The sequence below is a fragment of the bacterium genome, assembly GCA_024224155.1.
In the GTDB taxonomy this organism is placed as follows: Bacteria; Acidobacteriota; Thermoanaerobaculia; order Multivoradales; family JAHEKO01; genus CALZIK01.
Window position 1 is genome coordinate 1 of record JAAENP010000275.1, and the last position, 7,130, is coordinate 7,130.

General features: G+C 65.4%; 8 protein-coding genes. 6 read left to right on the plus strand and 2 right to left on the minus strand.

The window, feature by feature from the left end:
* The 5 genes from GY769_14345 to GY769_14365 all read left to right on the plus strand — a co-directional run.
* The coding region (locus tag GY769_14345) for a hypothetical protein (GenBank protein MCP4203098.1) at positions 1-982 on the plus strand (982 nt) is incomplete at its 5' end.
* Between the two features lie 29 nt (positions 983-1,011).
* On the plus strand, positions 1,012-2,454 hold the full coding sequence (locus GY769_14350; GenBank protein ID MCP4203099.1) for a S8 family serine peptidase: 1,443 nt from the start codon (positions 1,012-1,014) through the stop codon (positions 2,452-2,454).
* A gap of 21 nt (positions 2,455-2,475) precedes the next feature.
* Positions 2,476-2,838, plus strand: a complete 363-nt coding sequence (locus tag GY769_14355) for a hypothetical protein (protein ID MCP4203100.1) — start codon at positions 2,476-2,478, stop codon at positions 2,836-2,838.
* The gene (locus tag GY769_14360; protein ID MCP4203101.1) at positions 2,835-3,257 is read left to right on the plus strand and encodes a hypothetical protein; all 423 of its coding nucleotides are present in this window, start codon (positions 2,835-2,837) and stop codon (positions 3,255-3,257) included. Before GY769_14355 ends, GY769_14360 begins: the two co-directional genes overlap by 4 nt.
* Positions 3,258-3,331: 74 nt before the next feature.
* Complete coding sequence (locus GY769_14365; GenBank protein MCP4203102.1) at positions 3,332-4,378, plus strand: peptidoglycan-binding protein; 1,047 nt, start codon at positions 3,332-3,334, stop codon at positions 4,376-4,378.
* 36 nt (positions 4,379-4,414) lie between these two features.
* On the opposite strand, the gene GY769_14370 is transcribed toward GY769_14365, so the two are convergent.
* A complete protein-coding gene (locus tag GY769_14370; protein ID MCP4203103.1) occupies positions 4,415-5,530 on the minus strand; it encodes a serine hydrolase in 1,116 nt (371 codons plus the stop codon).
* A gap of 177 nt (positions 5,531-5,707) precedes the next feature.
* Complete coding sequence (locus tag GY769_14375; GenBank protein MCP4203104.1) at positions 5,708-6,583, minus strand: beta-lactamase family protein; 876 nt, start codon at positions 6,581-6,583, stop codon at positions 5,708-5,710.
* A gap of 359 nt (positions 6,584-6,942) precedes the next feature.
* Between GY769_14375 and GY769_14380 the strand changes: the two genes are divergently transcribed.
* A partial coding sequence (locus GY769_14380; protein MCP4203105.1) for a hypothetical protein occupies positions 6,943-7,130 on the plus strand: 188 nt, incomplete at its 3' end.

Below are 7,130 nucleotides of genomic sequence, written 5' to 3' on the forward strand. Positions count from 1 at the left end.
CAGTCCGCAGCAGAGCCGGTTTCTCGGAACCAAGGTCTCGACCAACGAAGGCCCCATGCTCACGCGCCTGCTCGACGACCGGGCCGATGCGGTGCGCTCGCTCCAGTCGAGCTCCAACCCACGACTTCAGGGCGAGTGGGCCAAGTACATCGAGCGCGTCACCGAGTGCAAGGCGCTCGATGGCAGTCATTCGACGCGCATCCAGCGCCTCAGCCATGCCGACGGCCACGTCCCGGGCTTCGAGCCGGCTAGCGACCCGGTGCCGGGCGTCCGGCACGGCGACGTCGCGATCCGGATCCTGGCGCCGGTCGAGTTCACGATCGGGGGCAAGCCCGCGCTGCGCAACCTGGGCAGCAACAGCCAGAACACGAACGGCAACAGCCTGCTGCTCAGATTCGACTACGGTCGCAGCCGCATCCTGATGACCGGAGACCTCAACGCCGCGGCGCAACAACGACTGCTCCAGGACTACAACGGCGAGCGTCTCGAGTTCCAGTGCGACGTCGGCAAGGCCTGCCACCACGGCAGCGCCGACATCTCCTACGAGTTTCTGGCGGCCATGGAGCCGGCGGTGACCATCATCTCCTCCGGCGACAACGAGGGGCACGACCACCCCCGGCCGAGCGTGGTCGCGGCCAGCGCCACCACCGGCTACATGGAGATTCAGGACGACAAGCTTGCCTCACCGCTGATCTACAGCACCGAGCTGGCGCGGAGTGTGAGCTTCGGCAAGCCCAGCAAGCTGACTCTGGCCGACGGCAGCACGGCCCCGCTCGGAAGCGCCCGGGTCGAGTACAAGGAGAAGAAGTCGGGCGACCGCGCACCCCGAACGCGAGAGCGTAGGCTCGGCAGCAGCCTCCTGGTCGCCGGCGTGGTCTACGGGCTGGTCAACGTGCGCACCGACGGCGAGAAGATCCTCTGCGCGGTGATGAACGAGAAGGACCACAGCTGGCAGGTGAAAACGATCACCAGCAGGTTCTGAGCCTCACAATCAATCAAAGGAGATTGGCTATGGCGACAAGCAAGAAGACCGGATATCTGCAGCCCGGAATCAAAGCTCCGCCGGCTTCCGCGGCCCCTGACTACGTGATCGTCGAGCTCCTCCACACCAGCCGGATCGCGGTTTCGGAAAGCGGCTTCACCGGGACCGCCGAGTCGGAGCAGCAGGCTCGCTCGCTCAACGGCGTCCTCGAGGCATTCAACGTCAAGGACTGCTCTTCTCTGTTCGGGCTCGGGGCAAGGGCCATCAGGAAGCGAGTCAGCGCGGCGCCCGCCTCGCTCAAGGCCTCGGTAACCGCCGGTTTCGCACACGCCGGCTTTGCCCGTTTGATTCCACGCCGGCGCAAGGACCTCGAGGATCTGGTGCAGCGGCTCAACCGAAGAAAGTCGGTCTGGAAGGCGGTCGCCGCACCCCGCCCGGTGCCCGCGGTGCTGCCGGCCAACGGCGACCCCGGCAGTCGCAACTTCGAGCCCTCACAGGGTTACCTTCATTCAGCCCCCAACGGCATTGGCGCCATGGGGGTCTGGGGCCTGAAGGGCGGCCGGGGCCGCGGCGTTCGGATCTGCGACATCGAGGGCAATTGGAACCTGAAACACGAGGATCTCGCAACGAACATCCCGCTCTTCGGCGGCACTCCAATCAACGATCTCGGCTGGCGCAATCACGGCACCGCGGTTCTCGGAGAGATGATCAGCAAACCGAGCAAGATCGGCTGCGTCGGTATCAGCCATCGCGCCAGGGGAGCGGTCCAGTCGGCCATGGTCGGCGGCGTGTTCAATGCCGCGGCGGCGATCATGAACGCCGCGAGCCGGCTACGCGCCGGCGACGTCATCCTGATCGAGCTGCACGCGCCCGGACCCCGTGGTCCCTACGTCGCCATGCAGTACTGGGACGACATCTTCTCCGCCATCCGCGCGGTAACGGCCAAGGGGATCACGGTGGTCGAGGCCGCCGGCAACGGCGGTGAGGATTTCGGCCGCTCCGCCTACGCCGGCTCCGGTCTGCAGAAGGACTCGGGTGCGATCGTGGTCGGAGCGGGCATTCCCCCGACGAACTACTACGACTTCGACACCCGCGGGACGTCGTTCCGCCACAAGAGGACCGGCAATCCGCGCTCGCGCATCTGGTTTTCGAACTACGGCAGGATCGTCAACGTGCAGGCATGGGGCTGGCACGTCACCACGCTCGGCTACGGCGATGCCCAGGGCGGGGCCGAGAACCGCTGGTACACGCTCCGGTTCTCCGGGACCTCGAGTGCGTCCCCGATCGTTACCGGTGCGGTGGCCTGCATCCAGGGTCGAGCGCGCGCCAAGAACGCCGCGCCGCTGTCGCCGGCCGAAGTGCGCCAGCTCCTGGTCTCGACCGGAACGCCCCAAACCGCAGGACCCGGAGTGCCGCTGACGCAGCACATCGGGCCGCAGCCGGATTTGGAGCGGGCCTTCGCCGGCATCTAGTCGGGCTAAGATCATCCCGTGATGTGGTCGGACGACGCGCCGCAGACTCCGCTCGAGATCGAGCCCTTCCTGGTCGTTCAGCTCAAACCCGGTTGGCGCCACGATCCGGAGTCGGGCGTGTTTCGACGCCCCGGCGAGAGCGATGACGACGAGGAGGTCTTCGAGCCGGCGCCGGAGCTGCCGGCCGAGACCAGGATCGAGCCCATGATCCCGGACCTGGCGGGGAAATCCCCGGACGACCTTTCGGAGTGGGAGCTCACCTTGGCTCGCTACCTCCACCTCTTCCCCGGCGCTGACGCCGACCTCGACGAGCTCCTCGAGGCGATTACAGATTGGAGCTGCGTCGAAGAAGTGCATCGTCCGCCCCAGATCGCGCTGCCGTGAGCTGGAGGGGCGTCATCTTCCGCGCCGGCTTGACGGCACTTCTCCTGGCGGTCTCGCTTGGCGGCTGCGGGGCGAGAACCGACCGGTCCGTGGGCGACGGCGCCACCGACCCGAGCGAGAGCCACCTGATCCTGTTCCTGGCCTCGGACTGCCGGCTGAACGAAGAGGGAGGAAGCCTGACTCTTCCGGACGGGAGCTCGTTCGTGCCACCGCTGGCGTTCGACTACGAGCTTCGCGCCATGGTTCCCGAGCTTGCGCGCAGCAAGCGCTCGGACCTTTCCGAAGACGAGGCACGCCTGGCCCGGTACGTCTTGCTGCTGATCGATGACGCCGAGGACAAGGCGGCCGCGCACGGGCACGCCGCCTCCTGGCCCTGCGTCGAGGATGTGCGCGAATCGCCTCGGGTCACTCTGCCATAGGGCCGAGTGCGAAACGACCCTGTGCTAGCCTTTTTGCATCAAATCTTTCTTGGTGCGGCACCAAGGAGCCCGACATGCCGAGACTGAGCTACCGTCAACCCGGACTGGTTCTGGAACGCGGCGGAACCGACGCCACCCTCGAACAAGTCCGTGATCTCCAACGCGACCTCCGTCGCCTGGGCTACCTGCGCTCGGGACTCGACGGCCAGTTCGGGCCGGGCACCCAGAGGGCGGTCAAGGCGCTCCAGCACGACCTCTTGACCGCAATGGACCGGGCAAGCGGCGCGCCGGTCGATGTCATGGACTACAACCAGGGCCGCGTGGTCGACGTCAGCGGCGCCTGTGATCGCGGCCTGGCCAACTGCATCTCCGACATGCTGGACGATCCCGAGTATCCCGACCTGCCGAAAGCCGAGGATCCGAAGGCGGAGAATCGGCAACTCGCCGAAGACATCGTCGCACTCGAGTCCGACGAGGCGCCGGTGCCTTTCATCGCGGCGATCCTCAAACAGGAAAGCGGACTCAAGCACTTCAACGAGCCGCGCGGCGACGATCGAGACACCTACATCACGATCGGCCTGGACACCAACGCCAGCGAGAAGCACATGATTACCTCACGCGGCTACGGTGCCGGACAGTACACCCTCTTCCATCATCCAGCCACCACGACAGAGGTCGCGGACTTCATGCTCGACGTCGGCAAGAATCTCAGCAAGGCCTTTGCCGAGCTGGGCGAGAAGTTCGATCACTTCGTCAACGGCCCTACCAGCGGTACCCGAGCCGACGACCGCCAGGTCGAGATCGGCTCCGGCGCGCTGCGGCTCTGTAAGTTCGAGCCCGATGACCCGCGCTGTTTTCGTGACTGCGTTCAGTGCCTCGCGGACGCCGGCAGCCGCGCCATCACCGAGGGAGCGACTCGACTGCACGCCGGAACCCAGCACCGGTACGCACCCACGCAGTACTACAGAAAGTCGTCCTACGCCGACGTGCCCAAGCGGGAGAAGATCGGCTGTGACTGGCCCTATGCGATGCGCCGCTACAACGGTTCCGGGGTCAATTCATACCACTACCAGACTCGCGTGCTGCTGTTCCTGAGCAGGTTTCCCAAGTCGCAGCAGTGAGCCGGGTCCGCCCGTTGAACACCGCGGTCACCGCCGCTATCGAATACCGCTGTCCTCGAGCGGCTCGAGCAGATACTCGCCGATGAGGTCGAGAATCGCGTTCACGTGCTGCCCCGCCGGCTCCCAGCCGTAGTTGGCGTTGGCCGTGGCCACAATCGTCATCTTCATCTTCGGAATATTGATGACGAACTGGCCGCCGTAGCCGAGGGCGAAGTACATCTTATGGATGTCGGCGCCCCGACCCGTCCACCACCAGTGGCCGTAGCCCCATCGATCCATGGGCCCCCAGCTCCCGCCTCGAACGTTGGTCCGAGTCGTTTTCCTCACCCACTTGCGGGGGATCATCCTCCGACCTTCGAGCTTGCCCTTCTTCCGATACAGGTGCCCGAACCGGGCCAGGTCGCGAGGGGTGAAATACATATCCCATCCGCCGCGGTAGTAGCCCTGGGGATCCAGCCGCCAGCCCCCGATCACGATGCCCAGCGGCTGGAACAGATGCTCATGCGCGAACTCCAAGGTGCTCATGCCGACGGCCCGGGTGAGCAGAGCCGACATGATGTGCGTCGAGCAGGTCGAGTAGTGCCAGGCCTCTCCGGGGTTGTCGTCCAGCGGCAGTCCGATGCAGAAGCCGACCCAATCCGAGCTCGGCATCCATCGACTCCAGTGCTCGTCGTGGTCGTCGTAGGGGAGACCTGAGGTCATGGTCAGCAGGTGCCGGATCGTGATCTCGAGTTTCCTCGGATCCATGTTCGCCGTCACGTACTCCGGAAACGAATCCATGATCGGTTGATCGAGCGTCAGATACCCGTCACGTATCGCGATCCCGACCAGGGCGGAAAGAAAGCTCTTCGACACCGACAGAACCGTATTGGCATCGGTGGCTCGGGTGTCGCCGTAGTACCGCTCTCCGATCAGAACTCCGTTCCTGACGACCAGCAGCGCATTCAGATACGGAAGCGCTTCGCCCGCCTCGAGAGCCGCAGTCACAATCGCTGGATCGACCCCCTGCTCCTCCGGAGCCGAGACCTCCCAGTCGTACGGCTCTCTTACCGTGAACGTCGGCCACTGGCCGAGCGCAGCTCCCGTACCTAGCAGCAGCGCAACCAGGGCCAGAATCGCGATCCGTCCGCTCGACACCATGCGATGCTTCATCGCTGCCTCCTCGGGAGCTATGTACTCCACTCCCTCTACCTACTACGCGCGATCGGCGGTGAAAACCCGCAGCTCGGGGGATTCGTGTTCTCGCCTACGGCTCGATCGGCCATCCGTACTCTCTGGCAATCGCCAGCAGGATCTCGAAACGCAGCAGGCTGCCGCTGGCCGAGTTCGTCATGATGACGGCTCCCTGCCGCGCTCGGGGTAGGCCCACAGGATGGCGGTCGATCCCCAGGTGCCGCCGGTGTGCACCAGGTAGAAGTCTCCGCCCGCTCCCCCGAGCTGGAACCCTATGCCGGCCGCTTCGGCTACCGGGTTGTTCTCGATCTCGATCTGCCTCTTCAACATTTCCTCGGTTATGGACTGCGAGAGGATTCTCTCGGACTCTCCACGATGGGCCTGGAGGATTTCGATCACGAACGCAGCCAGATCGGACAGGGTCGTCCACAGGCCGCCGGCGGCCCGGAAGGGAATGTGAAGCCGGTCGCCGCCGATCGGTCGTCCGGAAAGGTCGTGCTCGACGGCGGCTCGCGGGCGCTGTGCGGACGGTATGGGCTGTTCGTAGGTGCTCGAGGGCAGGCCCAGGGGCTCCAGGAGCTCGACCAAAGAAACGGAGGAAGCGCTGCCTTCCGCAGTGAAGTAGTCCGGTACCGGATCGCCGGAAGAACGGTTGGTGAAGCCGTCCTCGAGGCCTCCCGTATGGCTGAGCAGCCGGCGAAGGGTGACTTTCTCTTCCCGCGTGAAGTCGCTCTCCGGAATTTGCCACGAACGCAGGTCCTCGGCAATGTCCCGGTCGAGCCCCAGCCGGCCGTCTTCAACTAATGTCAGCGTAGCCGCCGCCGACAGGCACTTGGCGATCGAGCCCGCGTGAAAGAGCGTCTCCGGAGTGACCGACTCATCGCCACCGGCTCGAAGCGTCCCGTATCCCCGGCTCCAGTCGATCGCGAAGTTGTCGATCGCGGCGACGCCGACGCCGGGCACGGCATAGTGGCGCATCCGGTCCGCTAGCGTCGCCCTTTCGTCCCACTGAGGTTCGGCTGCCTCGGTCATTGGAATGAGGCCGTTCTCCACGCGCTCGATGAGTTGGCCCGACGGCTGTGGCCCTGGCGCTGCAGTTGCGGTCGAGGTCTCTCGGCGCGGCTCGAAACAGGCCAGGCACAGGAGCCCTGTGGCCGCGACGAGCGCCGCTCCCCCCCAAAAGCTCTTCAGATTCCTAGTCTTGCGGATACCGGCCATCGGGACACCCCGACCGATCGAGTCTACACCTGGGTCGAAGGGCTTGAATCACCAGGTGACCGAGCTACCTCGCGGGATGGCGCGCCCACGCTACCCGGCGGGGTGTTGGAGGTGTGTGCTCTCGTGCCTAAGGTCAGACTGGTGTCGAGTCTCCGATCGACTCGGGATCCGTTGTGCCGCGCTCACGTTACATCCCGCTTTGTCTTACGACCCTGCTGGCCGCTGCGCCACAGCTTGCGGCCCAGGAGGAAGCCCTCGCCAACGTGGAGTTCAGCTTCTCGAACCCCGGCGCACGCAGCATGGGGTTCGGCGGAGCCTTTGTTGCCCTCGCCGACGACGCCACCGCCGCCTTCGCCAACCC

What these genes read in the sequence shown, in the direction of transcription:
- GY769_14350 (MCP4203099.1), top strand. Translation starts at nt 1,012, where the DNA reads ATGGCGACAAGCAAGAAGACCGGATATCTGCAGCCCGGAATCAAAGCT.
- GY769_14355 (MCP4203100.1), top strand. Translation starts at nt 2,476, where the DNA reads ATGTGGTCGGACGACGCGCCGCAGACTCCGCTCGAGATCGAGCCCTTC.
- GY769_14365 (MCP4203102.1), top strand. Translation starts at nt 3,332, where the DNA reads ATGCCGAGACTGAGCTACCGTCAACCCGGACTGGTTCTGGAACGCGGC.
- GY769_14370 (MCP4203103.1), bottom strand. Translation starts at nt 5,530, where the DNA reads ATGAAGCATCGCATGGTGTCGAGCGGACGGATCGCGATTCTGGCCCTG.
- GY769_14375 (MCP4203104.1), bottom strand. Translation starts at nt 6,583, where the DNA reads ATGACCGAGGCAGCCGAACCTCAGTGGGACGAAAGGGCGACGCTAGCG.